Annotated in this window: 24 protein-coding genes, 1 tRNA gene and 1 pseudogene; 10 read left to right on the top strand and 16 right to left on the bottom strand. The window is 58.8% G+C overall.

The window, feature by feature from the left end:
- Nucleotides 1-3: 3 nt before the first annotated feature.
- Nucleotides 4-969, bottom strand: coding sequence for a glycosyltransferase family 2 protein (locus tag AB4N44_RS24430; protein WP_127926201.1), 966 nt, complete (start codon nt 967-969; stop codon nt 4-6).
- Nucleotides 970-1,247: 278 nt separating this feature from the next.
- Here AB4N44_RS24430 and AB4N44_RS24425 point away from each other — a divergent pair, with 278 nt between their 5' ends.
- Nucleotides 1,248-1,439 carry a YegP family protein gene (locus AB4N44_RS24425; protein ID WP_016984684.1) on the top strand — a complete coding sequence of 64 codons (192 nt, stop codon included), beginning with the start codon at nt 1,248-1,250 and terminating at the stop codon, nt 1,437-1,439.
- Between the two features lie 226 nt (nt 1,440-1,665).
- Here the strand turns inward: AB4N44_RS24425 and AB4N44_RS24420 are convergent.
- The 5 genes from AB4N44_RS24420 to dapA all read right to left on the bottom strand — a co-directional run bounded on the left by AB4N44_RS24420 (nt 1,666) and on the right by dapA (nt 5,360).
- A tRNA-Ser gene (locus AB4N44_RS24420) sits at nt 1,666-1,755 on the bottom strand.
- An 83-nt stretch (nt 1,756-1,838) separates the two neighbouring features.
- Nucleotides 1,839-2,552, bottom strand: coding sequence for a phosphoribosylaminoimidazolesuccinocarboxamide synthase (purC, locus tag AB4N44_RS24415; protein WP_008077821.1), 714 nt, complete (start codon nt 2,550-2,552; stop codon nt 1,839-1,841).
- Nucleotides 2,553-2,580: 28 nt separating this feature from the next.
- Complete coding sequence (locus AB4N44_RS24410) at nt 2,581-3,342, bottom strand: MBL fold metallo-hydrolase (RefSeq protein ID WP_095119104.1); 762 nt, start codon at nt 3,340-3,342, stop codon at nt 2,581-2,583.
- Between the two features lie 6 nt (nt 3,343-3,348).
- On the bottom strand, nt 3,349-4,464 hold the full coding sequence (gene bamC / locus AB4N44_RS24405; protein ID WP_034153155.1) for an outer membrane protein assembly factor BamC: 1,116 nt from the start codon (nt 4,462-4,464) through the stop codon (nt 3,349-3,351).
- Between the two features lie 17 nt (nt 4,465-4,481).
- Complete coding sequence (dapA, locus tag AB4N44_RS24400) at nt 4,482-5,360, bottom strand: 4-hydroxy-tetrahydrodipicolinate synthase (protein ID WP_127926200.1); 879 nt, start codon at nt 5,358-5,360, stop codon at nt 4,482-4,484.
- Between the two features lie 330 nt (nt 5,361-5,690).
- Between dapA and AB4N44_RS24395 the strand changes: the two genes are divergently transcribed.
- A complete protein-coding gene (locus AB4N44_RS24395) occupies nt 5,691-6,251 on the top strand; it encodes a glycine cleavage system transcriptional repressor (RefSeq protein WP_038358363.1) in 561 nt (186 codons plus the stop codon).
- Between the two features lie 10 nt (nt 6,252-6,261).
- Nucleotides 6,262-6,735: a peroxiredoxin gene (locus tag AB4N44_RS24390; RefSeq protein WP_007911395.1), complete on the top strand. Its 474-nt coding sequence runs from the start codon at nt 6,262-6,264 to the stop codon at nt 6,733-6,735.
- A gap of 131 nt (nt 6,736-6,866) precedes the next feature.
- On the opposite strand, the gene AB4N44_RS24385 is transcribed toward AB4N44_RS24390, so the two are convergent.
- On the bottom strand, nt 6,867-7,937 hold the full coding sequence (locus AB4N44_RS24385) for an AI-2E family transporter (protein ID WP_150651474.1): 1,071 nt from the start codon (nt 7,935-7,937) through the stop codon (nt 6,867-6,869).
- 31 nt (nt 7,938-7,968) lie between these two features.
- Complete coding sequence (locus tag AB4N44_RS24380) at nt 7,969-8,208, bottom strand: sulfurtransferase TusA family protein (RefSeq protein WP_038358357.1); 240 nt, start codon at nt 8,206-8,208, stop codon at nt 7,969-7,971.
- A gap of 98 nt (nt 8,209-8,306) precedes the next feature.
- On the opposite strand from AB4N44_RS24380, the gene AB4N44_RS24375 reads away from it, so the two are divergent.
- Nucleotides 8,307-9,740, top strand: a complete 1,434-nt coding sequence (locus AB4N44_RS24375; RefSeq protein ID WP_007911401.1) for a M48 family metalloprotease — start codon at nt 8,307-8,309, stop codon at nt 9,738-9,740.
- 81 nt (nt 9,741-9,821) lie between these two features.
- On the opposite strand, the pseudogene AB4N44_RS24370 reads toward AB4N44_RS24375, so the two are convergent.
- The 4 genes and pseudogenes from AB4N44_RS24370 to rpoE all read right to left on the bottom strand — a co-directional run bounded on the left by AB4N44_RS24370 (nt 9,822) and on the right by rpoE (nt 13,638).
- Nucleotides 9,822-11,254, bottom strand: a pseudogene (locus tag AB4N44_RS24370) (DegQ family serine endoprotease).
- 210 nt (nt 11,255-11,464) lie between these two features.
- A complete protein-coding gene (locus AB4N44_RS24365; protein WP_127926194.1) occupies nt 11,465-12,430 on the bottom strand; it encodes a MucB/RseB C-terminal domain-containing protein in 966 nt (321 codons plus the stop codon).
- An 8-nt stretch (nt 12,431-12,438) separates the two neighbouring features.
- The gene (locus AB4N44_RS24360) at nt 12,439-13,026 is read right to left on the bottom strand and encodes a sigma-E factor negative regulatory protein (RefSeq protein ID WP_034153146.1); all 588 of its coding nucleotides are present in this window, start codon (nt 13,024-13,026) and stop codon (nt 12,439-12,441) included.
- 30 nt (nt 13,027-13,056) lie between these two features.
- Nucleotides 13,057-13,638, bottom strand: a complete 582-nt coding sequence (rpoE, locus tag AB4N44_RS24355; RefSeq protein ID WP_003172477.1) for an RNA polymerase sigma factor RpoE — start codon at nt 13,636-13,638, stop codon at nt 13,057-13,059.
- Nucleotides 13,639-14,197: 559 nt separating this feature from the next.
- On the opposite strand from rpoE, the gene nadB reads away from it, so the two are divergent.
- Nucleotides 14,198-15,814, top strand: coding sequence for an L-aspartate oxidase (gene nadB, locus AB4N44_RS24350; protein ID WP_460107136.1), 1,617 nt, complete (start codon nt 14,198-14,200; stop codon nt 15,812-15,814).
- On the opposite strand, the gene AB4N44_RS24345 is transcribed toward nadB, so the two are convergent.
- Nucleotides 15,783-16,235: a protein YgfX gene (locus tag AB4N44_RS24345; RefSeq protein ID WP_127926192.1), complete on the bottom strand. Its 453-nt coding sequence runs from the start codon at nt 16,233-16,235 to the stop codon at nt 15,783-15,785. The genes nadB and AB4N44_RS24345 overlap by 32 nt on opposite strands.
- Nucleotides 16,219-16,473 (bottom strand): FAD assembly factor SdhE, encoded by a 255-nt coding sequence (locus AB4N44_RS24340; protein ID WP_007911418.1) that lies wholly within the window; start codon nt 16,471-16,473, stop codon nt 16,219-16,221. Before AB4N44_RS24340 ends, AB4N44_RS24345 begins: the two co-directional genes overlap by 17 nt.
- A gap of 150 nt (nt 16,474-16,623) precedes the next feature.
- Here AB4N44_RS24340 and ygfZ point away from each other — a divergent pair, with 150 nt between their 5' ends.
- Both ygfZ and AB4N44_RS24330 read left to right on the top strand, forming a co-directional pair.
- On the top strand, nt 16,624-17,565 hold the full coding sequence (gene ygfZ / locus AB4N44_RS24335) for a CAF17-like 4Fe-4S cluster assembly/insertion protein YgfZ (protein ID WP_460107139.1): 942 nt from the start codon (nt 16,624-16,626) through the stop codon (nt 17,563-17,565).
- Nucleotides 17,566-17,600: 35 nt separating this feature from the next.
- On the top strand, nt 17,601-18,422 hold the full coding sequence (locus tag AB4N44_RS24330) for an HDOD domain-containing protein (protein ID WP_064388478.1): 822 nt from the start codon (nt 17,601-17,603) through the stop codon (nt 18,420-18,422).
- A gap of 149 nt (nt 18,423-18,571) precedes the next feature.
- Here AB4N44_RS24330 and AB4N44_RS24325 read toward each other — a convergent pair whose 3' ends face one another.
- On the bottom strand, nt 18,572-19,957 hold the full coding sequence (locus AB4N44_RS24325; protein ID WP_460107141.1) for a sensor histidine kinase: 1,386 nt from the start codon (nt 19,955-19,957) through the stop codon (nt 18,572-18,574).
- A complete protein-coding gene (locus AB4N44_RS24320) occupies nt 19,950-20,621 on the bottom strand; it encodes a response regulator (protein ID WP_102900255.1) in 672 nt (223 codons plus the stop codon). The genes AB4N44_RS24325 and AB4N44_RS24320 overlap by 8 nt, the downstream gene beginning before the upstream one ends.
- 236 nt (nt 20,622-20,857) lie before the next feature.
- Here AB4N44_RS24320 and AB4N44_RS24315 point away from each other — a divergent pair, with 236 nt between their 5' ends.
- The 3 genes from AB4N44_RS24315 to AB4N44_RS24305 are packed head-to-tail and all read left to right on the top strand — an operon-like array spanning nt 20,858 to nt 23,696.
- On the top strand, nt 20,858-22,150 hold the full coding sequence (locus AB4N44_RS24315) for an OprD family porin (protein ID WP_127926190.1): 1,293 nt from the start codon (nt 20,858-20,860) through the stop codon (nt 22,148-22,150).
- Nucleotides 22,151-22,203: 53 nt separating this feature from the next.
- Entirely contained in the window at nt 22,204-23,181 is a 978-nt protein-coding gene (locus AB4N44_RS24310; protein WP_034153137.1) for a Bug family tripartite tricarboxylate transporter substrate binding protein, read from the top strand.
- A gap of 56 nt (nt 23,182-23,237) precedes the next feature.
- Nucleotides 23,238-23,696, top strand: coding sequence for a tripartite tricarboxylate transporter TctB family protein (locus tag AB4N44_RS24305; RefSeq protein ID WP_007911434.1), 459 nt, complete (start codon nt 23,238-23,240; stop codon nt 23,694-23,696).
- The last annotated feature ends 1 nt before the right edge of the window (nt 23,697 follow it).

Here is a 23,697-nt window from a genome sequence, read left to right as displayed (position 1 = left end):
GTGTCAGTCCTTGGGGTCGTAGACGCGACGCACCAGAAAAACCGGCCGGCGTTTGGATTCGATATAGGTGCGGCCCAGGTACTCGCCGAGCACACCGATGCCGATCAATTGCAGTCCGCCGAGAAAGGTCACGGCCACCATCAGCGAGGCATAACCGGGCAAGTCGACACCATGAATCAAGGTGCGCACGACAATGAAAATGGCGAAGGCAAAAGACACCAGCGACACCAGAGCGCCCACGTATGTCCAGACTCGCAGCGGCTCGGTACTGAAACTGGTGATGCCCTCCAGCGCGAAATTCCACAGCCGCCAGCCATTGAACTTGCTCTGCCCCGCTGCGCGCTCCGGGCGCTCGTAATCGACGTGGGTAGTACGAAAGCCGACCCAGGCGAACAGGCCTTTCATGAAGCGCCGGGATTCGGGCAGCGTCAGCAAGGCATCGACCACGCAGCGATCCATCAGGCGAAAATCGCCGACGTTTTCGGGTAAAGGCTGTTCGGCAATTTTGTTGTGCAGGCGGTAGAACCAGTGCGCCGAGGTCTGCTTGGCCCAGGTGTCGCTGCGACGGCTGATGCGGTGACCGAGCACCACTTCAAAGCCTTCACGCCAGCGCTCGATCATTTGCAGAATGACTTCCGGAGGATCCTGCAGGTCAGCATCGATCGGCACCACGATCTGCCCGGTCGCGATCTGCAGACCGGCGGATAGCGCCGCCTCTTTGCCGAAGTTGCGGCTCAGGTCGACGATACGCAGACGCGCATCCTGATGCTGATGTTCGAGCAGGCGTTCGAGCGTGGCATCGGTACTGCCGTCGTTGACGAACACCAGTTCAAGATCGATTGACGCCTGCATCTGAAAGACGTCATTGATGCGCCGCAGAAAGGTGTCGAGGCTGTCCTCTTCGTTAAATACGGGGACCACCAGCGATAACGTCACCTGCCCCGCCTGTTGCGTTCCGTGCTCAGTCAAAGGAGTGCTCTTTTTATAGTGTTTGTCGGTCGTCGAAGGATATTCGACGCCATGAGCCGTCCCGTATTAAGCAGCAGCGTCGACAACGTTGCAAGGAGCAGACGGCGTCATATTGGCCAATCCAGAGGCCTATCTACACGCTCTAGCCCGCGCCCTTCAGAAACATCCGCGAACGATTGGAAACAAATGTCCGATAGCCAAAAAAACCTTCTGCGCTAGGCTTGCGAGCATGCGCCACACAGGCTGTCGCACAAAATCAATCGCATGGAGCGAACTGAATGTATTTCGAGATTTACAGGCAATCCAGAGGCACCCCGAGCACCGGCAAAGGACAATGGCGCTGGCGGCTGAGGGCGGGTAACCACGAGACCATCGCCAGTGGCGAGTCGTACGTGAATAAAGCGGATTGTTTGCATGTGATCGGGCTGATCAAGGCTGTGCAGGGGGAGACGCCGGTGAAGGAGATTTAACCGCATTAGTCTGGTTGGACATTTGCCGTCGTGAATGTCCAATGCAGGGGTAATTTGCTTCTGCAGAAATGAGAAAGCCCCACTGGTTTGATTCAGCGGGGCTTTTTTATGCAGGGTGAGACGGGGGTTGATTCGCGAGGATGACACTGGGTTGCGCATCTTCTGGCTTTTGCCCGAAAACAAAAAAGCCCCGTAGATTTTCATCTACGGGGCTTTTTCTATGTAATGGCGGAGAGATAGGGATTCGAACCCTAGGTACCGGTGAAGGTACAACGGATTTCGAATCCGTCCCATTCGGCCACTCTGGCATCTCTCCAACGGCGCGCATCATAACAACACTTTTACCGAAAGCAAACCCTCTTTCGAAAATTTCTTCGTGCTATCAGATGCTTGCGTCGATTAAAGCGGTACGCCCAGACGATTGGCGACTTCTTCGTAGGCTTCGATGACGTCACCGAGGCCCTGACGGAAGCGGTCTTTGTCCATCTTCTTCTTGGTGTCCTTGTCCCACAGACGGCAGCCATCCGGGCTGAACTCGTCGCCGAGGACGATCGAGCCGTCGCTGAACACGCCGAACTCAAGCTTGAAGTCGACCAACAACAGGCCTGCGTCGTCGAACAGTTTGGTCAGGACTTCGTTGACCTTGAGCGACAGTTCCTTCATGCGAACCAGTTGCTCGGCGGTGCCCCAGCCGAATGCCACAACGTGGGATTCGTTGATGAACGGATCGCCCTTGGCGTCGTCCTTCAGAAACAGTTCGAAGGTGTAAGGGTTGAGCTTCAGGCCTTCTTCGACGCCCAGACGCTTGACCAGGCTACCAGCGGCGTAGTTACGCACGACGCACTCGACCGGAATCATGTCGAGCTTCTTCACCAGAACTTCGTTGTCGGCCAGCAGCTTGTCGAATTGGGTCGGAATGCCGGCCGCTTCAAGTTTCTGCATGATGAAGGCGTTGAACTTGTTGTTGACCATGCCTTTGCGGTCGAGCTGCTCGATGCGCTTGCCGTCGAACGCCGAGGTGTCGTTGCGAAACAGCAGGATCAAGCGGTCAGCGTCGTCGGTCTTGTAAACCGATTTGGCTTTGCCGCGGTAGAGTTCTTCACGTTTTTCCATGATGGGCTCCGCTTGCTAAGTAGGTGGGCTAGGCGATGTGGCGCCAGTCGAGCCCTGAATCTTGATCGGCCAGTTGCAGCCAGTCCGGGTCGCACCCGAGGGTGTCGACAAAACATTGCCGGGCCAGCTGCGGCAGGTTGTTCTTGCTGCTCAGGTGGGCCAGGACCAGGTGTTGCAAGCCCTGCCAGCCCAACTCCGACACCAGGAATGCCGCCTGATGGTTGTTCAAATGTCCCAGCTCGCCGCCCACCCGCTGCTTGAGAAAGTACGGGTAATGACCACGGGCCAGCATGTCGCGACAATGGTTGGACTCGATCATCAACGCATCGAGATCCCGATAACCGTCCAGCACCCGCTCGCAGTAGGACCCCAGGTCGGTCAGCAGGCCGAAGCGCCGCTGCTGGTGATCACTGAAGACATACTGGGTCGGTTCCTGCGCATCATGGGCCACGGCAATGACCCCGATGTTCAGTGCACCGATCTGCAGTTGCTCGCCGCCGGCCAGAAAGCCTGCGGGTTCAATCGGTTTGCGCATCCCGCGCAGTGTGCCACGACTGAGGTAGACCGGTAGATTGTAGCGCCGAGACAGCAAACCCACGCCATGCACGTGGTCGGCATGTTCGTGGGTTACGAGTATCGCGCTCAGTTGCGCCGGGTTCACACCCAGGCGCAACAGGCGTTTTTCGGTTTCCCGCAGGGAAAAACCACAATCCACCAGCACATACGTATCAGCGCTGGCGATCAGCGTGCCGTTCCCTTGGCTACCGCTGCCGAGAACGGCAAAACGCATGGTTGATCAGCCCAGGTTGTCCTGAATCACGCTCAACACTTTGCGTGCCACTTCAGCCGGCGCGACGGTGTTGATGTTTTTCTCGACGGTCACCTGAATGTTCTCGCCAACCTTGCTCAGGCGAACCTGATAACGCTCGGCACGGGCTTCAACTTCTTCCTTGCTCGGCGCACTGCCGAACAGGCTGCTGAAGAAACCAGGCTTGTCGTCTTTCTTCTCGGCTTTTTCGGCCAGGTTGATGTAGTACAGGCCCAGGCTGCGGTTGATGTCTTCAACGCGCCATTCGCCTTGTTCCAGTGCACGGCCAACGCTCGACCAGGCACGGTCCAGGTCGGTACCGACGTTCAACACCGGGTTACCGCTGCCGTCTTCACTGAGGCTGACACGGCTCGGGGTATCGAAATCACGAGAAGCCAGCATCGACACCGAACCGCCCTTCTCGGAGATCCGGCTCATGCTTGCAAGCATGTCGTCGACCAGCGCTGCGTCCAGGCCAGTGTTGACCGAACGGTTGGTGAAGGCGACGTCGGCAGTGCTGCCGGCAGGACGCTCGGCGCTGACCACGTAGATTTCACTGGTGTTGCGCTGCACGCCCGGCTCGATGCGAACACGCACACGGGTTTCGCTGTCGCTGGCAATGCCGGCTGCGCTCAGGCGCTTGGCCATGGACGCGGACAGTTCATCGGAGTGCTGCCAGGTGGTGGTGAATTCGCCGGTTTGCGGGCGCTGTTCATCCAGACGGAAACCGTTGTCCTGGAAGAACTGCACCGCCACTGGCCAGACTTCGGCCGGTGGATGCTGGGCCACGACCCAACGCGAATCACCGCTCTTCTGCAGCGAGTAATCGCTGGCATCGGCAACGGCCGACAGCGGCTGAGGACGCGGAACAATGTATTCGCCCTTGGCGGTGTCATCAGCAACGTTACGCGGGATCGGCAACAGCGGATCCAGGCGCTTGGAAGTGCTGACTTCCGGCGGCAGTTGCATCGGTGCAGTCTGTTGCGCTTGCAGGTAATCGCTACCACGGTCGCGGAAATAACCTTCCGGCCCCCAGACCCATCCGCAGCCACTGGTGCTGGAGATAATCAAGGCAAGTGCGGAAAGTCCGGCCATTCGCTTCATGCGTTGTACTTCCTCAATTAAACCAGGACGCTGCACTGGCGCAGGGCCGTGCGAAGCGTTTCATGACAAGGTGTGCTCAGCCAGGTCAGTGGCAAGCGGATGCCTTCGTGCATCAGGCCCATTTCAACCAAAGCCCACTTCACCGGAATCGGGTTGGCTTCGATGAACAGGTCTTTGTGCAGCGGCATCAGTTTTTCGTTGATCGCCCGTGCGGTGTCGGCGTCGCCTTTCAGCGCGGCCTCGCACAGATCAGCCATTTCGCGCGGCGCGACGTTGGCGGTAACAGAGATGTTGCCTTTACCGCCCAGCAGGATCAGTTCAACGGCGGTCGGATCATCGCCGGACAGCACGATGAAATCCTTGCTCACACCATCGATGATCGCCTTGGCGCGCTTCAGGTCGCCAGTGGCTTCCTTGATACCGATGATGTTCGGCACGGTGGACAGGCGAATCACGGTCTCGGCCTGCATGTCGCACGACGTGCGGCCAGGAACGTTGTAGAGAATCTGTGGAATGTCGACCGCTTCAGCGATGTACTTGAAGTGCTGGTACAAACCTTCCTGAGTCGGTTTGTTGTAATACGGCACGACCAGCAGGCAGGCATCGGCGCCGGCTTCTTTGGCGTTGCGGGTCAGCTCGACGGCTTCACGGGTCGAGTTGGCGCCAGTGCCGGCGATGACCGGAATGCGCCCGGCAACCTGTTTTACCACGGCTTTGATGACGGCGATGTGTTCTTCTACATCAAGGGTTGCCGACTCGCCGGTAGTACCGACCGCGACAATGGCATGGGTGCCGTTCTTGAGATGGAAGTCCACGAGTTTGCTGAGGCTGTCCCAGTCAAGACGCCCTTGTGCATCCATGGGAGTGACCAGTGCCACCATACTGCCCGCAATCATGAAACCGCTCCTGCCGGAAAAAGAGAGCGGTAATGGTACTGGCGCCAAGATGCTTGCACAAGCGAAGTACTGCGCTGCTGCCATTCCCCTTGGCGCTGCTTTTCGCTACCCTTCAGACTTTGATCGGTACTGATCAGCTTGTACGCCGGGTTTCAGCCTTCCTTTACGGCCTCCCAGACCCCGTTCCTGCGTCGCATCGACGCGCTCCCGCTATAGTGGAGCGAGCCGCGAGCGCTTGCCGGGTCTTTTAGTACGGACGCCCAGAACAGGCATTCCCCGGCAGCCAACGCGCGTAAACCTACCGACCGCTCATCGCTTTAGGAATGCTGCATGTCCACCCCCACAGTTCGCGAACAATTCCTTGTCATCAGTGCCCTTGGCGCCAACCCCATGGAGCTGACTAACGTCCTGTGCCGCGCCAGCCATGAAAATCGCTGCGCCGTGGTTACTTCGCGCCTGACCCGCCACGGCGAGTGCAGTGCGCTGATCCTCGAGATCTCCGGCAGCTGGGACGCTCTCGCTCGCCTGGAAGGCAGCCTGCCGGGCCTGGCCAAAAAACACGCCTTTACCGCCAATGTGGTGCGCAGCGCGCCGCTGGAAAATCGTCCGCAAGCTCTACCATACGTGGCTTACGTCAGTTCGGCGTATCGCCCGGACATCATCAATGAGCTGTGCCAGTTCTTCATGGATCACAACGTCGAGCTGGAAAACCTGACCTGTGACACTTATCAGGCGCCGCAAACCGGCGGCACCATGCTCAACGCCACGTTCACCGTGACCCTGCCGGCCGGCACCCAGATCAGTTGGCTGCGCGACCAGTTCCTCGACTTCTCCGATGCGATGAACCTGGACGCACTGATCGAACCCTGGCGCCCACAGAACCCAATGTAAGGAAGCTTTCATGGCCGTTGTCATCGACCAACCGGTTGCCGATTTCGAAGCACCTGCCACCAGCGGGCAGACTGTCAGCCTGTCCGCCCTGAAGGGCAAGCAAGTGGTGATCTACTTCTACCCGAAGGACAGCACGCCGGGCTGCACAACTGAAGGTCAGGGCTTTCGTGACCAGTACGCAGCGTTCCAGGCTGCCAACACCGAGATTTTCGGAATCTCCCGCGACAGCCTGAAGTCCCACGAGAACTTCAAGTGCAAGCAGGAGTTTCCGTTCGAGCTGATCAGCGACAAGGACGAGGCTGTCTGCCAGCTGTTCGACGTGATCAAGCTGAAGAAGCTGTACGGCAAGGAATACCTGGGCGTTGATCGCAGCACTTTCCTGATTGATAAGGACGGTGTGCTGCGTCAGGAGTGGCGTGGTGTGAAAGTGCCGGGGCATGTGGATGCAGTGCTGGCTGCTGCTCAGGATCTGAATAAAGCCTGATGGTTTTGCGTCGCCCTCATTGACGCCTTCGCGAGCAAGCTCGCTCCCACATTGGACTTGTGAACGCCACAGATCCAATGTGGGAGCGAGCCTGCTCGCGAATAGCCTTTCTACAAAATCTGGATCAATCGTTACAGCAGCGGTGCCACCGCCGGCTCCTTGCGCGGCCACGCATCCAGCACCGCCTTGAACAGCGTTGCCAGCGGGATCGCAAAGAACACCCCCCAGAATCCCCACAACCCGCCAAACAACAGCACCGCGCAGATAATCGCCACCGGATGCAGATTGACCGCCTCCGAGAACAGCAACGGCACCAGCACGTTGCCATCCAGCGTCTGGATGATCCCGTACACCGCCATCAAATAGATGAACTGATCGCTCCAGCCCCACTGGAACAGCGCGATCAACAGCACCGGCACGGTCACCACCACCGCGCCAACGTACGGCACCACCACCGACACACCGACCAGCAACGCCAGCAGTGCCGCGTAGTTGAGACCGAGCGCCACGAAAGCGATGTAGGTCACGCCGCCGCAAATCACGATTTCGATGACTTTGCCGCGAATATAATTCGCGATCTGCCGGTTCATTTCCTGCGCAACCCGGGTGATCAACGCACGTTCACGCGGCAAGTAGCCACGCACCCATTCGCCGATCATGGCCCGGTCCTTGAGGAAGAAGAACACCAGAATCGGCACCAGTACCAGATAGATCATGATGTTCACCAGCAGCGGCAGACTCGACAATGAGAATGTCAGCGCCCATTGGCCAAACTTGCCAATCTCGCCGCGCGCCGCCTCGATCGCCTGCAACACTTGCTCGTCGGACACCAGATGCGGATAGCGCTCCGGCAGCAATAACAGCAGCGATTGCCACTTGGCGAGCATGCCCGGCAGCTCATTGAACAAGGTAATCAATTGATGCCAAAGCAACGGCACGACCACGACGATGAACACCATCAGTACGCCCATGAACAGCGCAAACACCAAGCCGACCGCCACGCCACCCGGCACGCGCAGGCGCTCCAGCGTGACCACCAGGCCTTGCATCAGATACGCCAGCACCATCCCTGCCAGCACCGGCGCGAGCATGCCGCCGAGGGTGAGCACCGCGGTGAAGGCGAGAAACAGCAGCACCGCCAGCACCACGGCTTCTTCATCGGAGAAATAGCGCTGAATCCAGTCGCGTAACACTTTGAACATCAATAATCCTTAGGTCTTTTACGCTGTGGGTTCAGGCCTTTTTCAACCAGTAACGGTAAACGCCTGCTTCGTCTTCTTCACGCAGCAGCGTATGACCGGCCAATCTGGCAAAGGTGCGAAAGTCGCGCTGCGAGCCAGCATCCGTGGCGATCACCTTGAGGACGGCGCCACTTTGGAGTTTGTTGAGTTCCATTTTTGCCTTGAGCAACGGCAACGGACAATTCAGGCCACTGGCGTCCAGTTCCACGTCATGGGCTACAGCGTCAGTCATTGCGTCACTCCGGTTCGGGTCGTCGAGCTGCCTAGAATATCTGGTCGCAGCTCCGGTGTCCGGCTACAGTAAGGTCTTTGTCTTCTAAGGCTTTGTGCATGACTTTTCTGCGCCCTACCCTGCTGACGCTCGCTTGCCTGCTCGCCTCACCAGGCTTTGCCGACGATCTGCCGTCACTCGGCGACGCCAGTTCTGCCATTGTCTCGCCGCAACAGGAATATCAGCTCGGTCGTGCCTGGCTGGCGATGTTGCGCAGTCAGGTCTCACAACTTAATGATCCGCAGCTCAAGGACTACGTCGAATCCAGCGTGTACAAGCTGGTTGAGACCAGCCAGGTGACGGACCGACGCCTTGAATTCATTCTGATCAACAGCCCGCAGCTCAACGCCTTCGCTGCGCCGGGCGGCGTGGTCGGGGTCAACGGCGGTTTGTTCCTCAATGCGCAGACCGAGGGTGAATATGCCTCGGTTCTCGCACACGAATTGGCGCATTTGTCGCAACGTCACTTCGCGCGCGGCGTCGAGGCTTCGCAGCGGATGCAGGTGCCGATGATGGCCGCGCTGCTGGCCGGCATCGTCATTGCGGCGGCCGGTGGCGGTGACGCTGGCATCGCAACAATTGCCGGTACACAGGCAGCGGCGATTCAATCGCAACGGACCTTTTCCCGTCAGAACGAACAGGAAGCCGACCGCATCGGTATCCTCAATCTGGAAAAGGCCGGATATGACCCGCGCTCGATGCCGACCATGTTCGAGCGTCTGATGCGTCAATACCGTTTCGACGCCAAGCCCCCGGAATTCCTGCTGACTCACCCGGTCACCGAATCGCGTATCGCCGATACCCGCAACCGTGCCGAACAGGCCAAGCCAGGCGGAATCGAAGATTCCAAACGCTATCAGTTGATCCGCACCCGCGTGCAGCTGATCTACGAAGAAACCCCGGGCCTGGGTGCCAAGCGTTTCCGTGCGCAACTGGACGAGAACCCGAAAAACGATGTGGCGCGCTACGGTCTGGCGATTGCACAGATCAAGGGCGGCCAATTGAATGAGGCGCGCGAGAATCTGAAGCAATTGCTGGCGACCTCGCCGAACGAAATCATCTACAACCTTGCCCAGGTCGATCTGGACATCACCAACAATCGCCTGCCGGATGCGCAATCGCGGGTTGACCGGATGCTTACGCAATATCCCGGCAACTATCCGTTGAATCAGGTTCGGGTGGATCTGTTGCTCAAACAGAATCGCGCACCTGATGCCGAGAAAGCACTGGAAGCATTGCTCAAGTCACGTCCGGATGATCCGGATGTCTGGTATCAAGTCGCCGAAACCCGTGGCTTGTCGGGCAACATCATTGGCCTGCACCAGGCGCGCGCGGAGTACTTCGCACTGGTTGGCGATTATCGCCAGGCGATCCAGCAGTTGGACTTTGCCAAGCGCAAGGCTGGCAGCAACTTCCCGCTGTCTTCACGCATCGATGCCCGTCAGCGCGAGCTGATGGAGCAGGAGCGCATGATCAAGGACATGATGGGGTGATCGTTACCCGCCGGGACAAAAGCTTCAGGCATAAAAAAACCGCCTCTTCCGAGGCGGTTTCTTTTTTACCCTGCCGCTGGATTATTCAGCCAGCTTGAAGGTGATGAAGCTGGCGCGACCTTGACGCAGAACGCGCATCGACACCGAACGATTCTTCGGCAGCGCTTTGGCGATCTCGCCGAATTCCTTGGCGGAACCGATGGCCTGGTTGTTCAGGTGCGTAATCACGTCACCTGGCTGCAGACCGATCAGGGCCGCAGGACCGTCCTGCACTTCCTTGATCACCACCCCCCTTTGAGGTCGTAGGTTTTCTTCTGCTCGGCGGTCAGCTCGCCCACTGAAACACCGAGGCGGTTGCTGGTACTTTCAGCGCCGGACTTCGGCAGTGCATCAAGCTCTTTGTCTTCGTCAGGTATCGCACCGACGGTCAGCTCGACGTTCTTGCGCTTGCCTTCACGAATCACTTCCAGATTGGCTTTGGCGCCAGCTTTCAGTGCACCGACCAGATGCGGCAGGTCAGCAGACATGACGATCGGCTGACCGTTCATGCTCAGGATCACGTCGCCGACTTGCAGGCCGCCCTTGGCTGCCGGGCCGTCATCCTGAATCTGGGCAACCAGCGCGCCGGCCGGTTTATCCAGACCGAACGACTCGGCCAGATCCTTGTTCACTTCCTGGATGACCACACCCAACCAGCCACGGCTGACTTTGCCGCCGCTCTTCAGCTGATTGGAAACGTCCATCGCCACGTCGATCGGAATCGCAAACGACACGCCCATGAAGCCGCCGGAGCGGGTATAGATCTGCGAGTTGATGCCGACCACTTCGCCGTTCAGGTTGAACAGCGGACCACCGGAGTTGCCCGGATTGATTGGCACGTCGGTCTGAATGAACGGCACATAGTTTTCGTTCGGCAGGCTACGGCCGACGGCACTGACGATGCCTTGGGTCACGGTGTGATCAAAGCCGAACGGCGAACCGATCGCGACAACCCACTGACCGGCTTTCAGGTCCTGGGATTTACCGAGTTTGAGCACGGGCAGGTCTTTGCCTTCGATTTTCAGCAGGGCAACGTCGGAACGTGGGTCAGTGCCGATCAGTTTGGCTTTCATTTCACTGCGATCGGCGAGGCGCACGAGGATTTCGTCGGCATCGGCAATCACGTGGTTGTTGGTCAGGATGTAGCCATCCGGAGAGATGATGAAGCCTGAGCCCAGCGACTGCGCTTCACGCTGACGACCACCACCGCCCGGCGAACGCTGCTGAGGCGGCATGCCACGTTCGAAGAACTCGCGCAGCATCGGCGGCAGACCTTCCAGATCAGGCATCTGCTGGTTCACTTTACGGTCCGGCAGCTTCTGCGTGGTACTGATGTTCACCACGGCTGGCGAAGCTTGTTCGACCAATTGGGTGAAGTCAGGCAGATCGGCCGCTTGCGCAGCAGGCACCGCCTGACCGAGCAACAGCACAGTGGCGAAAATGGAAAGACAGGATTTCAAACTTGGTATCGACATACAGCTCCCGTTACGACGAGCAGGGTTAAGCGATATGGAGCAAGGAACACCGGAAACCACCGACCGGCATTTTTGTTCCGGCAACAACAAACAAGGCCAGAGCCGTGAGGCTCTGACCTATAAAAAATTTTCAGGGTATTTGCAAATGAAAATGCTCAGCAAACATTTCATCTACGTCTCAACGAAGAAGTGGTAATGACTGAAATCAGCTCACTGCTTGCTGGTTGCAGCGCCATCAGTGTTACGCATCGACAGAGCAATTCGTTCGGCGGTGCCAATCGGAATTTCGCCGACCACTGTCACCATCATTTCGCCTTCTGGCGTGGTCAGGCGCCGGGAAACGGCAACGGTCGGGCCCAGTTGAGTCCGCGTGTCAGTGACGGTTGCGCCGTTCAATGGCTCAAGGAAAACCGAAAAACGCGCCAGACCGTCGTCATACAGCAAGCTGTTGACCTGAGTCTTGGTTTCCGGATCTTTGTGCGAGGTGCTGCTGGTCAGTTCGAAACCTGGTGGCAGCCAGTCCGAATGCCATACCTGAGCAGTCTTGACGGCCGAAGCCTTGTCGCTGTCGAGCGTAATCGCTTTACAGTCGGCGTCGGCCTGCAAGTCTTTGTCCGAAGGGACTTCATCAGTATCCAGACTGGTGAACTGGAAGCGTTCGAGCAACTGCCCTTTGTCGTTCAGCAACAACGACTTCAACGGCAAGCCGGTTTTCTTGTCCAGATGCAATTCAAAGCCGTAACGATGCTGATCGCGAGGTGTCAGCGATACAATCACTGCGTCACGCCCAGCCACGCGTGATTTGCCGATGACGGCAAGGTCATACCAGTTTTTCAGCTTTTGCGGATCGAGAGGACGAGCGGCTGAGTTGGGAGAATCCCCCAGTCCGGCTATCAGGGTGCCGCTGACGCATTGAGTATGCCCATCAATGCGCACGACTTCCTGTGCCGAACCGTCGAGCTGGAGTAAACGCTCGCGGACCTGGCCATTCTGGACGCGATGCCAGATGTTATGGGTAGAAAAGCTACCGTTACGCTCGTATACGAATGTGCCGTGAAAGCTTTGCTGCTGCTCGGCCTGGCCCAGACGGGTCAACCAGTCCTGGGCCTCATCAGCATGGGCTGGAACAATGAACCAGCCACTGAGCAGAAGCGAAAGTAGAGGTATGGCGCGCATGATCCTCCTTAACGGTTTTCCAGACTTGCTGCACGTGCGTATGGCAGTGCGCTTTCAGTGCCTTTCAGTGCAGCCTGTTGAGCGTGCTGGCGCAGATAACCTGGCAGACGCTGATCGTGCCAGCCTGGCTGACCTTGCAGTACGCCGTTAGCCATCGGGCCAGTGGCTTCCGAACTCTCACTATAGCCTGCCAGAACAGCCGGACCTTTGACCTGTGGGGTCGCCAGGGTTGGCTGATTGGACTGCTGAGCCAGCTCTACACCAGCGATTTCGTCCTGGTTGTACAGGCGAACACCGGCCAGAACGGCAACAGTCACCGAGGCCGCAACAGCCAGACGGCCGAGGTTGCGCCATGGGCTGCGAGATACTTTGGCCGGAGCCGTTTCGTCTTCCAGTGCAGCAGACACTGCCGCAGCGATATCCAGACGTGGAAGCAGCAGATCCTTGTGCATTGCTGCCCGAGCGATCTGGTAACGAGCCCAGGTCTCACGGGTATCAACATCGTCCAGTGCATTGAGCACTCGACGCAATTCCAGTTCGTCCGCTTCGTTATCCATCACTGCGGACAGCGATTCCTGCAGGGCTTCACGACTCATGGCGTTCCTCTCTTGGCTGTCGCCGCTGTCTCAGTTTTCCTGCAACAACGGCTGCAGGGCTTTATCGATGGCCTCCCGGGCGCGGAAAATCCGGGAGCGCACGGTACCCACCGGACATTGCATGACGCTCGCAATGTCCTCGTAACTCAGACCATCGAATTCACGTAAAGTTAAAGCCGTACGCAAATCCTCTGGCAGTTGCTGAATGGTTCGATGGACGGTGCCTTCGATCTCATCCCGCAGCAGTGCACGTTCTGGGGACTCGAGATCCTTGAGGCCATGATCGCCATCGTAGAACTCTGCGTCTTCGGAACTTACATCGCTATCCGGCGGCCGGCGGCCGCGTGAAACCAGGTAATTCTTCGCCGTGTTAATGGCAATACGGTACAGCCACGTATAAAACGCACTGTCGCCGCGAAAGTTTCCAAGTGCTCGATACGCCTTGATAAAGGCTTCCTGAGCCACGTCTTGGGCTTCATGGGTGTCGTGCACAAAACGCACGATCAACCCGAGAATCTTGTGCTGATACTTCAGCACCAACAGATCGAAAGCTCGCTTGTCGCCGCGTTGAACGCGCTCGACCAGCTGCTGATCCTCTTCCTGGGTTAGCATGAACACTCCTCGATAAGCCCGAAGGAGACTTGCATAACTAAACGACCAGACTTGCAAACATAGACTCGGGCTTTTCGCAAAAGTTCTCCCCCTCCAGGCAAGTTTCCTGCGAGCTCTGATTTGGCACGCACGAAAAACGCAGCGCGGGATAAACCGGCTGCGCGAATAATCTTGTTATCGGTTTCGCCGGGCAGGAATCCAACCGCAGATTCCGCACTGAAGCCGACACGTCCCTTGTTTCTGGCACCGACTATTGATCTTGGGCCTTTGGCAAAAGTTCCAATTATTTATAGCCGCACCGCCCGGACATTGGGCAACCCTGAGCAGAAAAATCCTGTTTCAGCGCCGATACAGTCGTGTTCTTCCCAAAAGGGTGAAAAAAACTTCCGACGAAGCACCCGGTTTTTTCCGTCACAGTAGTTTCACAATGCCATATCGGCTCGGCTATTGTGCCGTCCCCCCCCTCTATATACTAGTGGGCTGTGTGGCTGTCTTGACTCGCCGATCCAGCTGTCTTGCGCCACCCCCCGACCCGGGTCGCTTTGAGCGGAATCCTGTAATGAGCCAACAATTCCAACACGATGTTCTGGTCATTGGCAGCGGTGCTGCCGGTTTGAGTCTCGCGCTGACCCTGCCGGGTCATTTGCGCATTGCCGTTTTGAGCAAAGGCGATCTCGCCAATGGTTCGACTTTCTGGGCCCAGGGTGGCGTCGCCGCCGTGCTTGATGACACTGATACTGTCGAATCCCATGTAGAGGACACCCTGAACGCCGGCGGTGGTCTGTGCCATGAAGACGCCGTGCGTTTCACCGTGGAGCACAGCCGCGAAGCCATTCAGTGGCTGATCGACCAAGGTGTTCCGTTCACCCGCGACGATCAATCCGGCACTGAAGATGGCGGATTCGAATTCCATCTGACCCGCGAAGGCGGTCACAGCCACCGTCGCATCATCCATGCGGCCGATGCTACCGGTGCCGCAATCTTCAAAACTTTGCTGACTCAGGCCATAGAGCGTTCGAACATCGAATTGCTGGAGCAGCGGGTTGCCGTTGATCTGATTACCGAACGCCGTTTAGGCATGGAAGGCGAGCGCTGCCTCGGCGCCTACGTACTCAACCGCAAAACCGGCGAAGTCGACACCTACGGCGCACGCTTCGTGATTCTGGCTTCGGGCGGCGCAGCCAAGGTCTATCTCTATACCAGCAATCCCGACGGCGCCTGCGGTGATGGCATCGCCATGGCCTGGCGCTCCGGGTGTCGGGTGGCGAACCTGGAATTCAACCAGTTCCACCCGACCTGCCTGTACCACCCACAAGCGAAAAGCTTCCTTATTACTGAAGCTCTGCGCGGTGAAGGCGCACACCTGAAGCTGCCGAACGGCGAACGCTTCATGTATCGCTTCGACAAGCGCGCCGAACTGGCACCGCGCGACATCGTCGCCCGGGCCATCGACCATGAAATGAAGCGTCTGGGTGTCGACTGCGTCTATCTCGACATCAGCCACAAGCCCGAAGACTTCATCAAGACTCACTTCCCCACTGTTTATGAGCGCTGCCTCGGTTTTGGCATCGACATCACCAAACAACCTATTCCGGTCGTACCCGCCGCGCACTACACCTGCGGTGGTGTGATGGTCGATCAACAAGGTCGCACCGACGTGCCGGGCTTGTACGCGATTGGCGAAACCAGCTTCACCGGCCTGCACGGCGCCAACCGCATGGCCAGCAACTCGCTGCTGGAATGCTTTGTCTATGCCCGTTCGGCGGCGGCGGACATCCTCGCGCAGCTGGACGATGTCGCCGCGCCAAGCGCCCTGCCCGCGTGGGACGCCAGTCAGGTGACCGACTCGGACGAAGACGTGATCATCGCGCACAACTGGGATGAACTGCGGCGATTCATGTGGGACTACGTCGGCATCGTGCGCACCAACAAGCGCCTGCAACGGGCGCAACACCGCGTGCGTCTGCTGCTGGACGAGATCGACGAGTTCTACAGCAACTATAAAGTCAGCCGCGATCTGATCGAGTTGCGCAATCTGGCGCAAGTCGCCGAACTGATGATCTGCTCAGCCATGGAGCGCAAGGAAAGTCGCGGCCTGCATTACACCCTCGACTACCCGGACATGCTGCCCGAAGCACTCGACACTATTCTGGTGCCACCCACCTACGTCGGCTGAACTTGAGCCGTACTCGCAAGCGTCGGTGCAGATCCGCCGCCTGCGAGTCCCGTGGCACGCAGATCGATCTGACCCGCCATTCGCCGCGCAAGCGAAAACGCAGCACCACGATCAAGGGCAGCGCGAGGCTGTCCGGGCGCAGCTGCGCCGCTTGCCAACCATCCGCCTGATTCCACACCTGCCAACCATCGGCGTCCCGACGCAATCCACGGAACGCCTTGGGATGATTCAGCAGAATCTGCCGAGGCAACACCCAAACGCCATGAAGCAGGCAGCCTAAAGCCCCAAGCAGACTGGCCCAGAGTGGAATCGAAAGCAGAAACAAAGCACCCAGTGCGAACGCCTGGGCCAACAGATACGCCGCCAGCAACTGCCGCGAGGCATGCCAGCGGCATTCGAACGTGTTACTTGGGCTGGACACGATCCAGGATCATGCGAACCATGCGCTGCAATTCCGGATCTTCAGACTCGCTGCGCTCCATGAACCAGCCGAACATGTCCTGATCCTCGCACGTCAGCAGACGCACATACAGATCGCGATCCACCTGGTTCAACGTCGCGTAAACCTCCTGCACGAACGGCACCAGTAACACGTCAAGCTCAAGCATGCCGCGACGGCTGTGCCAAAACAGGCGATTCAGTTCAACTTGTTCGACCATGGGGCCCTCCTCAAATTTGCCGGCAAGTATACAGCCCCCACGCAGGTCGCACAGTCGGCTTTGGTCGGGCACCACCGATCCTTTATCAACTACCCATTTCACCAACGCGCCCTTATGATGTGCCCCAGTCTATTTACCCTGCGATGACCCATGGCCGATTCTGCTTTTTTCTGCACCCTGTCTCATGAAGGCGTTCTCGCGTTTCGCGGCGCGGATGCCGGAAAATTCCTGCAAGGCCAGTTGACCTGCAACCTCAATTACCTGAGCGACAGCCGCGCCAGCCTCGGCGCCCGCTGCACTCAGAAGGGCCGGATGCAGTCGAGCTTCCGCATTCTGCTCGAAGGTGACGGCGTGGTCCTGGCGATGGCCAGCGAGCTGCTCGAGCCGCAACTGGCGGATCTGAAAAAGTACGCGGTGTTCTCCAAATCAAAACTGACCGACGAAAGTGCCGCTTGGGTACGCTTTGGTCTGGAGCATGGCGATAACGCCTTGACCAGCCTCGGTCTGGACTTGCCGGCAGAAACCGACAGCCTCGTGCGTAATGAAAGCCTGATCGCGATTCGCGTCTCGCCCGATCGCGCCGAACTCTGGGCACCGGTCGATCAGGCTGACGCGATCAAAGCCAAATTGTCCGCCGCCCTGCCTGAAGCCGAGCTGAATCAATGGTTGCTGGGTCAGATCCGCGCCGGTATCGGCCAGGTCATGCCGAGCACCCGCGAGCTGTTCATCCCGCAGATGCTCAATCTGCAAGCCGTCGGCGGTGTGAGTTTCAAGAAGGGTTGCTACACCGGCCAGGAAATCGTCGCGCGCATGCAGTACCTGGGCAAACTCAAGCGTCGTTTGTATCGCCTGAGCCTGGACGCCGCTGATTTGCCAGAGCCTGGCACACAACTGTTTGCGCCGAGCCACAACAGCTCCGTCGGCGAAGTGGTGCTGGCCGCCAAGACCGGGCAAAACATTGAACTCCTGGCGGTGCTGCAGGCCGAAGCTGCCGAAGCCGGTGATTTGCATCTGGGCACCCTCGAAGGTCCCGCGCTGCATTTGCTCGACCTGCCTTACGAACTGGATCGCGACCGCGAAATCCAGCGCTGATCGCAGCATTTGTTGCAACACCCTAGAGAGTTTAAATGAGCGAACTGGCGGAAAAAGTCCAACAGGATTTGGTTGAGGCCATCGATAACGATGACCTGGTTCTGCCCACGTTGCCGGAAGTGGCCCTGCAGATTCGCAAGGCCGCTGAAGACCCGGAAATCAGCGTCAGCGACCTGAGCAAAGTGATCGGCCGTGACACGGCGCTGTCGGCGCGCCTGATCAAAGTGGTCAACAGCCCGCTGCTGCGCGCCGCGCAGGAAGTTACCGACCTGCACACGGCCATCACCCGGTTGGGCATCAACTACAGCAGCAACCTGGCGATCGGTCTGGTGATGGAGCAGATCTTCCACGCCCGCTCCGAAGTGGTCGAGCAGAAGATGCGCGAAGTCTGGCGCAAGAGTCTGGAAATTGCCGGGGTCAGTTATGCGCTGTGTCGCCGCTACACCCAGCTCAAACCCGATCAGGCAGCGCTCGGCGGGCTGGTGCATCAGATTGGCGTGCTGCCGATTCTGACTTACGCCGAGGATCACTACGAACTGTTGTCAGACCCGGTCAGCCTCAACCATGTGATCGATCACATTCATCCGTTGCTGGGCGACAAGTTGTTGCGGGTCTGGGAGTTCCCGGAGCGACTGGTGGAATTGCCGGGGCGCTATCAGGACTTCAAGCGCGATTCGACAGCAATTGACTATGTCGATCTGGTGCAAGTGGCGAGCCTGTATTGCCACAAGGACACTGATCATCCGTTTGCGCGGATTGATCCAATGACCGTTCCGGCGTTCAGGAAGCTTGGGATTGATCAGGAGAACAAAGCGCTGTGTGAAGATCTGGAAGAGTCGCGGACGATGTTTTACTGATCCGAAATCGCGCCGCCCCATTCGCGAGCAGGCTCGCTCCCACAATGAAATGAATTCCCCCTGTGGGAGCACAGCTGATTCACACATTGAAATGCATTCCCCCTGTGGGAGCGAGCCTGCTCGCGAAGGGGCCAGCAAAACCATCACAATCACCCGGCGATAAAACTGACCCGCACCTTCAACCCCGCCTGCTCACCATCATGCAAACTGATCTGGGCCAGATGCGCCCGACAGATCTCACCGACAATCGCCAGCCCCAGCCCTGAACCTGCCACCTGCTGATTACGCCGGTAGAAACGTTCGAACACCCGATCGCGCTCTTCCAGCGGAATCCCCGGCCCATCATCTTCTACCTCAAGCACCGCCGGCGTGGTCACGCGCAAAATGACGTTACCGCCCGGTGGCGTATGCGCCAAAGCGTTGTCCACCAGATTGCTCAGCAACTCGTTCAGCAACGTCGGCTCACCGCGCAGCCAGACGGGTTCGTCCGCCTCCAGCGCCAGCGCCACCCCGCGCTTGTGCGCCAGCGGTGCCATGGCCATGCCCAGTTCCCGGGCCAACTGGCTCAGATCGAGCAACTGCGCACCGCCCTCGGCAATCGCCCGGGCGCCGTTTTCGACGCGCGCCAGTGACAGCAACTGATTGGCCAGATGGGTCAGGCGATCGGTGCTTTGCGCCGAGGATTCCAATGTCGTGCGCCACGTCTCGGGTTCGTTTGAACGCAGGCCCAATTCAAGTCGCGCCTTGAGCGCCGCCAAGGGTGTGCGCAGTTCATGGGCCGCATCGGCGATGAACTGCGCCTGCCGTTCGAACTGACCGCGCAATCGCTCGGTGAAATGATTGAGCCCGCGCACCAATGGCCACAGCTCATGCTGCACCTCAACCAATGGCAGCGGCCGCAAGTCGTCGGGCTGCCGCTCTTCCACCGCTGTACGCAAGCGCTCTAACGGGCGCAAAGCCGCACTGACCGCGAACCACACCAACAGCAACGCACCGATCGCCAACATACCCAAACGCAGCAACGTATCCGCCGCCAGACTGCGCGCCATGCTCACCCGTGCTTCATCGGTTTCGGCGACGCGAATTTCCGCCATGCCGTTCATGTTCGGTTCGGTCACCGCTTTCAGCAGGCTGACCACGCGCACGTTTTGCCCTTTGTACGTGGCGTTGTAGAAGCGCGCCAGCGCGGGATAGCTGTCCGTGCGCGGCGTCCCCGGCGGCGGGCCGGGGAGGTTTTCGTAGCCGGAAATCAGCTTCTGATGGATGTCATTGACCTGATAGTAAATCCGCCCCGCGCTGTCATAAGCGAAGGTATCGAGTGCGACGTAAGGCACATCGGCACTCAGTGTGCCGTCACGTTGCGACAGACCCGCCGCGATGGTCCGCGCCGAGGCCAGCAACGTGCGGTCGTATGCCGTGTCGGCGGCTTCGCGACCGTTCCAGTACGCGCTCAATCCGCTGGCGAGCATCAACACCACCAGCAGCAACGCGAGGTTCCACAGCAAGCGCCAGCGCAGGCTGCTGGGCTTATGCATCGCGGCTTTCCAGCAGGTAACCGAGACCACGGAAAGTCACGATGGCGACGGGTTGGCCATCGAGTTTCTTGCGCAAGCGGTGCACGTAGATTTCGATAGCGTCGGGGCTGGCCTCTTCGTCGAGACCGAACACCTGTGCGGCCAATTGCTCCTTGCTCATGACCCGACCTGGCCGGGCGATCAGCGCTTCCAGCACTGCTTGTTCGCGAGAGGTCAACGTCAGCAAATCTTCGCCGAGAGTGAAGCGCCGGGTGTCGAGGTCATAGGCGAGTACGCCACAGCGCTGCTGACGCTCGCCGCCGAGCACACTGCGACGCAGCAAGGCTTTGACCCGTGCCTCCAGCTCAGTCAGCTCGAACGGTTTGGCGAGGTAATCGTCGGCCCCCAGATTGAGGCCGTGGACGCGATCCTTCACATCGCTGCGCGCGGTCAGCATCAGCACCGGCAGATTCTTGCCGCGAGCGCGCAAACGCGCGAGCACCTCGAAACCGTCCATGCGCGGCAGGCCGACATCGAGGATCGCCACGGCGTATTCCTCACTGCCCAGCGCCAGATCGGCGGCCACGCCATCGTGCAACACATCCACGGTCAGACCGGTGCTCTTGAGCGCCTGAGCGACACTTTCGGCCAGTTGCAGATGGTCTTCGACGAGCAGAACACGCATGGATTTTTACCTCGTTCAGGAATGGCCGGCGCCACGCTTTGCCGCGGAGTTTACAGCCGCAACCGCCGCTGTGAAGCCCGAAAACCGTGAAAGTCAGCTGAAAGGTTAGCGAAAGGTTAGCTCGTTACAGTCGGCCCACGGACAGTTCCGACTGCCGTCGCTGATGCCACACAGCGTAACGAAAAACGCCATGAAGCGTTTTCGACCAATAAGAACAATAAACGGAGTACACCCGCATGCCGTCCATGCAGCCTCAGGCGTCCACGCCTGTTCGCCCTTCCCGTTTCAGCCACACCGCCCTCGTCAGTGCCGCCGCCCTCGCCGGTTTTTCGCCGTTGAGTTTTGCCGACTTCATTGAAGACAGCAGCGCCACCTTCGAAACCCGCAACATGTATTTCAACCGCGACTTTCGCGATGGCACCAGCGCTCAGCAATCCAAGCGTGACGAATGGGCTCAGGGTTTCATGCTCAATCTGCAATCGGGCTACACCGATGGCACCGTGGGGTTCGGTGTCGATGCTTTAGGCATGCTCGGCGTCAAACTCGATTCAAGCCCGGACCGCACCGGTACCGGCCTGCTGCCGACCCACGATGACGGGCGCGCGGCGGACGAGTATTCCAAAGTCGGCCTGACCGGCAAAGTAAAAATCTCTGCCACCGAACTTAAAATCGGCAGCCTGATTCCTGAACTGCCGATCCTCAAACCCAACGATGGGCGCATCCTGCCGCAGACCTTTGAAGGGGGTTTGCTGACTTCCAAAGAGATCAAGAACCTGACCTTCACCGGTGGTCGACTGGAGAAAGCCAAGGATCGCGACAGCACCGATTTCGAGGACATCGCCCTCAACAACAAGAACAGCCGTTTTGCCGGCACCGCCGCCGGCAAGCACTTCGATTTTGGCGGAGTCGACTACAAGTTCACCGACAAGATCACCGGCAGTTACCACTTCGCCCAACTCGACGAAGTCTATAACCAGCACTTCTTCGGCCTGGTCGCTTCACGGCCGATGGGCCCGGGCACGTTTGCCACTGACCTGCGTTTTGCCGTCAGCGATGACCAAGGCGCGGCCCGTGGCGGCGAGATCGACAACCGCTCGCTCAACGGTCTGGTCAGCTATGCGCTGAGCGGCCACAAGTTCAGCGCCGGTTATCAGCACATGTCCGGCGACAGCGCCTTCCCGTATGTCGATGGCAGCGACCCGTATCTGGTCAACTTCGTGCAGATCAATGATTTCGCCGGTGCTGAAGAGCGCTCCTGGCAGGCTCGCTATGATTTCGACTTCGCCAGGCTCGGCATTCCAGGCCTGAGTTTCATGAGCCGCTACTTGAGCGGTGACAACATCAAGCTCAAGAACGGTGAAGAAGGCAAAGAGTGGGAACGCAACACCGAGATCAAATATGTAGTACAAAGCGGCGCCTTGAAGGATGTCGCCGTGCGTTTGCGTAATGCCACTTACCGCTCCAACTACTCGGCTCGCGATGCAGACGAAGTGCGTTTGCTGGTGAGCTATAGCGTTGCGTTGTGGTAATGGCCTGCTGAAGAAAAACACGTCGAATAACAACAATGCCCGTGGAGAATCGAATGAACCTGTCACTGCGTAAAGTTGCACTGGCCGCCAGTTGCATCCTGTTTGCCGGCCAACTGATGGCCGAACCGAAACGTCCGGAATGTATCGCCCCGGCCTCCCCCGGCGGTGGTTTCGACCTGACCTGCAAACTGGTGCAGAGCGCACTGGTCAATCAGAAACTGCTGAGCAAACCGATGCGTGTGACCTACATGCCCGGTGGTGTCGGTGCAGTGGCCTACAACGCCGTGGTTGCGCAGCGTCCGGCCGATGCCGGTACGCTGGTGGCGTGGTCGAGCGGTTCGCTGTTGAACCTGGCGCAGGGCAAGTTCGGTCGCTTCGATGAGACCAACGTCCGCTGGTTGGCAGCGGTAGGCACGAGCTACGGCGCCATCGCGGTGAAAAGCGATTCGCCCTACAAGACCCTCGACGATCTCGTTCAGGCACTGAAGAAAGATCCAAGCTCCGTGGTGATCGGTTCCGGCGGCACCGTTGGCAGCCAGGACTGGATGCAAACCGCACTGATCGCCAAGGCTGCCGGGATCAACCCGCGCGACCTGCGTTACGTTGCGCTTGAAGGTGGCGGTGAAATCGCCACGGCCCTGCTCGGCGGTCACATTCAGGTCGGCAGTACCGACATTTCCGACTCCATGCCGCACATCCAGAGTGGCGACATGCGCTTGCTCGCGGTGTTTGCCGACAAGCGTCTCGACGAGCCGGAAATGAAAGACATTCCGACCGCTCGCGAACAAGGCTACGACATCGTCTGGCCGGTGGTGCGCGGCTTCTACCTCGGGCCAAAAGTCAGTGACGAAGACTACGCCTGGTGGAAAGACTCGTTCGACAAACTGCTGGCCTCCGACGAATTCGCCAAGCTGCGCGACCAGCGTGAACTGTTCCCCTTCGCCATGACCGGCCCGGAGCTGGACACCTACGTGAAGAAGCAGGTTGCGGACTACAAAGTGCTGGCCAAAGAGTTCGGCCTGATTCAGTGATCGTCTCTGTCTAGCGGCTGCGTTCCCGGTTGCGGGGACGCGGCACAGGAGCTCCCATGCTTATTCAACGCATTTTCGCGTCCGTGCTGTTGCTGGTTTGCGCCGGCCTGGCATTGATGGCGTGGCCGTACCAAGCGGCCTTTTCCTACGAACCGGTCGGCCCACGCGCCTTTCCTTTGCTGATGCTCGGCCTGATGGGCGCGGCGCTGCTGTACATGGTGTTCCGCCCGGCGCCGATCAAACACAGTGAAGACGAGCCGCCACTGGATCGCGAAACCCTGACCAAGATCGCCATTTGCGTCGCACTGTTGCTGGTGTTCGCCGGTCTGTTCGAACCGCTGGGTTTCATCCTCAGCAGCATCCTTATCGGCATTCCGATGGCGCGTCTGTATGGCGGTCGCTGGATGCCGAGCATCGTGGTGACCACGCTGATGGCCATCGGTCTGTACCTGCTGTTCGACCGTGTGATGGACGTTCCGCTGCCCCTTGGCCTGCTCGACGTGCTGGAGAACTGAT

The organism is Pseudomonas sp. S3_C06 (assembly GCF_054667675.1).
This window is presented reverse-complemented; position numbering and strand designations above follow the sequence as displayed.

What these genes read in the sequence shown, in the direction of transcription:
- AB4N44_RS24425 (WP_016984684.1), top strand. Translation starts at nt 1,248, where the DNA reads ATGTATTTCGAGATTTACAGGCAATCCAGAGGCACCCCGAGCACCGGC.
- purC (WP_008077821.1), bottom strand. Translation starts at nt 2,552, where the DNA reads ATGGAAAAACGTGAAGAACTCTACCGCGGCAAAGCCAAATCGGTTTAC.
- AB4N44_RS24410 (WP_095119104.1), bottom strand. Translation starts at nt 3,342, where the DNA reads ATGCGTTTTGCCGTTCTCGGCAGCGGTAGCCAAGGGAACGGCACGCTG.
- bamC (WP_034153155.1), bottom strand. Translation starts at nt 4,464, where the DNA reads ATGAAGCGAATGGCCGGACTTTCCGCACTTGCCTTGATTATCTCCAGC.
- dapA (WP_127926200.1), bottom strand. Translation starts at nt 5,360, where the DNA reads ATGATTGCGGGCAGTATGGTGGCACTGGTCACTCCCATGGATGCACAA.
- AB4N44_RS24395 (WP_038358363.1), top strand. Translation starts at nt 5,691, where the DNA reads ATGTCCACCCCCACAGTTCGCGAACAATTCCTTGTCATCAGTGCCCTT.
- AB4N44_RS24390 (WP_007911395.1), top strand. Translation starts at nt 6,262, where the DNA reads ATGGCCGTTGTCATCGACCAACCGGTTGCCGATTTCGAAGCACCTGCC.
- AB4N44_RS24385 (WP_150651474.1), bottom strand. Translation starts at nt 7,937, where the DNA reads ATGTTCAAAGTGTTACGCGACTGGATTCAGCGCTATTTCTCCGATGAA.
- AB4N44_RS24380 (WP_038358357.1), bottom strand. Translation starts at nt 8,208, where the DNA reads ATGACTGACGCTGTAGCCCATGACGTGGAACTGGACGCCAGTGGCCTG.
- AB4N44_RS24375 (WP_007911401.1), top strand. Translation starts at nt 8,307, where the DNA reads ATGACTTTTCTGCGCCCTACCCTGCTGACGCTCGCTTGCCTGCTCGCC.
- AB4N44_RS24365 (WP_127926194.1), bottom strand. Translation starts at nt 12,430, where the DNA reads ATGCGCGCCATACCTCTACTTTCGCTTCTGCTCAGTGGCTGGTTCATT.
- AB4N44_RS24360 (WP_034153146.1), bottom strand. Translation starts at nt 13,026, where the DNA reads ATGAGTCGTGAAGCCCTGCAGGAATCGCTGTCCGCAGTGATGGATAAC.
- rpoE (WP_003172477.1), bottom strand. Translation starts at nt 13,638, where the DNA reads ATGCTAACCCAGGAAGAGGATCAGCAGCTGGTCGAGCGCGTTCAACGC.
- nadB (WP_460107136.1), top strand. Translation starts at nt 14,198, where the DNA reads ATGAGCCAACAATTCCAACACGATGTTCTGGTCATTGGCAGCGGTGCT.
- AB4N44_RS24340 (WP_007911418.1), bottom strand. Translation starts at nt 16,473, where the DNA reads ATGGTCGAACAAGTTGAACTGAATCGCCTGTTTTGGCACAGCCGTCGC.
- ygfZ (WP_460107139.1), top strand. Translation starts at nt 16,624, where the DNA reads ATGGCCGATTCTGCTTTTTTCTGCACCCTGTCTCATGAAGGCGTTCTC.
- AB4N44_RS24330 (WP_064388478.1), top strand. Translation starts at nt 17,601, where the DNA reads ATGAGCGAACTGGCGGAAAAAGTCCAACAGGATTTGGTTGAGGCCATC.
- AB4N44_RS24325 (WP_460107141.1), bottom strand. Translation starts at nt 19,957, where the DNA reads ATGCATAAGCCCAGCAGCCTGCGCTGGCGCTTGCTGTGGAACCTCGCG.
- AB4N44_RS24320 (WP_102900255.1), bottom strand. Translation starts at nt 20,621, where the DNA reads ATGCGTGTTCTGCTCGTCGAAGACCATCTGCAACTGGCCGAAAGTGTC.
- AB4N44_RS24315 (WP_127926190.1), top strand. Translation starts at nt 20,858, where the DNA reads ATGCCGTCCATGCAGCCTCAGGCGTCCACGCCTGTTCGCCCTTCCCGT.
- AB4N44_RS24310 (WP_034153137.1), top strand. Translation starts at nt 22,204, where the DNA reads ATGAACCTGTCACTGCGTAAAGTTGCACTGGCCGCCAGTTGCATCCTG.
- AB4N44_RS24305 (WP_007911434.1), top strand. Translation starts at nt 23,238, where the DNA reads ATGCTTATTCAACGCATTTTCGCGTCCGTGCTGTTGCTGGTTTGCGCC.